The sequence below is a fragment of the Paraburkholderia madseniana genome (genome assembly GCF_009690905.1).
GTDB lineage: Bacteria > Pseudomonadota > Gammaproteobacteria > Burkholderiales > Burkholderiaceae > Paraburkholderia > Paraburkholderia madseniana.
The window spans coordinates 1-2,871 of record NZ_VOSW01000234.1 but is presented as its reverse complement, the minus strand read 5'-3'; the positions used below and the strand labels follow the sequence as shown (position 1 = coordinate 2,871).

The window sequence follows — 2,871 nt, the reverse complement described above, 5'->3', positions numbered from 1 at the left end:
GGCCTGAACCGCTTACACCGCAAGACACCACTACGCCCGCCGTCTGGAATGCGGTCATCGTTGCTCAATGCGGTCTCCTGATCTGCTGGCATCAGCTCGCCGAGGCTATCTATTTGCACCAGTGCCGTTGGGTCTGTGTGTGGTCATCACGACCTGAACACGCCGCTCCCCGTCCGCTAACTCCCTGGAATGCTGCTTGAGCAGGTCCATAACCCTGTCCTGGAGCTGCGGATGCAAATGCGCTTCCGGCTCTTCGACCAGCAGCAGCGCGAGCTCGTCGCCATCACGAAGCAGGACCAACTCGGTGGCCATGAAGAGCGCGTTGTTGTAGCCAAGGCCGCGAACGCAGCGTTCGTCGGGATGAACCGAGCCACTTGGCAAAAGGGACAGCTCGAACTTCTCAAGGATAGGCGTCAGAGAGAGGTCGGGCGTGATTCGAATCCTCGATTCCAACTGATCACCCGTGAACGAGAATTCGCCGAGGTAGTTTTTGTTGATATCGTCTTGTACGCCCTTGACGACCTTGTGCTCGCCGAGATGGTGCTGGGCGAATGCCATCAGCCCGACCAGGTTGTCGGGTACCGTACCGGGATCGCTCTTGGAGAAGTCGTTAACCTCTTGCCCGGCGATGTCGTTGTGAGCAGCGAGGATTTGTGAGAGGCGGGACTGACGACCCGGCCGCAACTCAGCCTCTGCGTCGCGAAGCGGACGCAGGTAGGTTGCGCGGACGAGCTCTCGGACCGCATAGCCAATCTCGGGGCCGGTGCCGTCCTTTCCGGCCCGCACGATGATGTCGACGCGGGCACGCTTCGTGGCTTGCGCGGGAGAGAATCTGGCGTGGAGGTGGACGATGAGCGAGCAGGTATCGTCTCTCTCGAGAGTGAGCCACTCCAGAACGGTACCTTCCTGTTCCTTGGACAGGCCGCTCAGTGTGGCTTCAATAAACAGGCTTTGGGCTCTGGTAGAGCCGAGGATATGGAAGTCCTGCTCGAAGAGCCGGACGTTCTCGTAGCTCGTGGTGAGCAGGGCTTGGCGGATGGCGTCGACGATTCCGGTCTTCCCGGCGTCGTTCTCGCCCACCAGGATGTTCAGACCGGGATTCAGTTCCCAGTTCAGTTCGGGCGCAGTAGTGCCGTCGCCAAACGCACGAAAGTTGCGCGCTCGGATGCGCTTCAGATACATGCTCACTCCCTCGTCAGATACGTCGGTCCGTCGCCGTGCGGATGAGCACGGGGTTACGTACGGCAGGTATTAGTAAGCGATGTTATCGCGAGGGAGCATGTCCAGAGCCGGTACCTGTCAAGGTCTCCACCCGGCCCACTACTCGCACCCCGGAAGAAAGCGCCGAGATCTCGTTCGACTCGGCTGCCTGGCTGGTCCGCAAAGCCGACCTGCGACCAAGCTCGGAACCGAACGGCGACGCCCCTTGATTGTCCAGAAGGACTAGGTGCGGGGATATACCACATCGAACTGGCGAAACTATCGGGGCGACTATACGGCATATCAACCGGCCCCGGCCAAAGCGCCGATGACCGTGAAAGTAATTGCCGATGAAACAACTGTCGAAGCTAGCGAGAAAGCGGCGGACTCAGTCGTGCCGATGAGGCAGTAGCAAGACTGCGTACGTCAAAGCAGGTGTTGGACGCGGCTCGTCGCCTCGCGATTCGTAGTGCACTTCCCAGCTCATCGTAGAGTCGTCAGTCCGGCGCTTCAGGATGTCGTCGAAGCCATTGCACAGCACTACATTCGAGTGCTTCGCACCGGATTGCGTCGAGAAGTCGTTGGCGATTCCCGCCATTGTTCCTGTACACAGGGCAATGCCGGAATCGATGACGCCTGGGTGCGTTGTCTGCTCTTCCGCAAGGCGTTGGGAGGCCTTGGATAAGGCGAGGTGCGACCCGTCCGGGGCGCTATAGGGCATTCCCGTCGTGCTGTTCACGCCATTGCTTCGGGTAGGTCGCTCCGATAGCCGAATAGGATCAGCGATCGCGATTCCATTTCGTCCAATTCTTACCGTACACCGCCATGTCATGACCCGCGTCCATGCATGGAGCGGCGTCACCATCTCTCGCGTCTCATCTGAAAATTGGCTGCTCACCACGGCTATGGTCGTGCGATGCAGCTAGCCTGTTGCGGCAAGACATGCCCAACCTCGACATCGCCCTTCTGTTTTTGATGGGGCCTTCATCAATTCAACCACCAGATTAACATCATGTCCGATCATCTTGATACCCACGATTTGTCGCTGCTTGCCACGGCCGGCGACGCAACAGCGCAATTCAATCTGGCCGTCCGCTACGCTGACGGCGAAGGCGTACAGCAGTCCTGTCGCCATGCCGCCTATTGGTACGCTCGCGCGGCTCACCAAGGACACGTGCAGGGCAACGGGAACTGGCTCGTTGCCTGGAAGACGGTAAAGGCGGGACGTGACGCCATCACTTAAAGATGCGCCGAAGCGGTACCGCCGGGCGGCAAAGCAAGGTGACGCATTGGCGCAATCCAGACTCGTCGTCAGTCCGGATCGCCGCGTATCTTGAGCGATCGCTGACGCCGGGTCACGCGGCGTCAGCGCCTGATGTTCGACTGTCATGACGAGGATTACCGTCGCAGCATCGAATCCCGGGGCTCTTGGGTGCTGAACCAGCTCGATAGCGCGAATCAAGCGCATGTCGGAGCATTTATCGGCTACATCGTTGGTTACTTCACCAAGGACGACGGTCAGGCGGTTCGAATGAAGCCTACCCCTAGATACTATGTGGGCAGCACGAATAAAGCCTCAGGTGTAAAACGGGAGCCACAAACCCCGTTTTCCAGGAGGAGTACGCAAATGAATGCGCCTCGCACGGCCCTTCACGGGCAGGTTACAACCAT

3 protein-coding genes and 1 pseudogene are annotated in these 2,871 nt (G+C 59.2%); 2 read left to right on the top strand and 2 right to left on the bottom strand.

What is annotated here, in order from left to right:
* Positions 1–105 precede the first annotated feature (105 nt).
* Both FSO04_RS45415 and FSO04_RS45410 read right to left on the bottom strand, forming a co-directional pair.
* Positions 106–1,182: an ATP-dependent nuclease gene (locus FSO04_RS45415; RefSeq protein ID WP_154567955.1), complete on the bottom strand. Its 1,077-nt coding sequence runs from the start codon at positions 1,180–1,182 to the stop codon at positions 106–108.
* Between the two features lie 406 nt (positions 1,183–1,588).
* The gene (locus tag FSO04_RS45410) at positions 1,589–1,939 is read right to left on the bottom strand and encodes a hypothetical protein (protein ID WP_154567954.1); all 351 of its coding nucleotides are present in this window, start codon (positions 1,937–1,939) and stop codon (positions 1,589–1,591) included.
* A 273-nt stretch (positions 1,940–2,212) separates the two neighbouring features.
* Here FSO04_RS45410 and FSO04_RS45405 point away from each other — a divergent pair, with 273 nt between their 5' ends.
* On the top strand, positions 2,213–2,443 hold the full coding sequence (locus FSO04_RS45405) for an SEL1-like repeat protein (RefSeq protein WP_154567953.1): 231 nt from the start codon (positions 2,213–2,215) through the stop codon (positions 2,441–2,443).
* Positions 2,444–2,575: 132 nt separating this feature from the next.
* Positions 2,576–2,871: pseudogene (locus FSO04_RS47305) on the top strand (hypothetical protein); the annotation flags it as partial.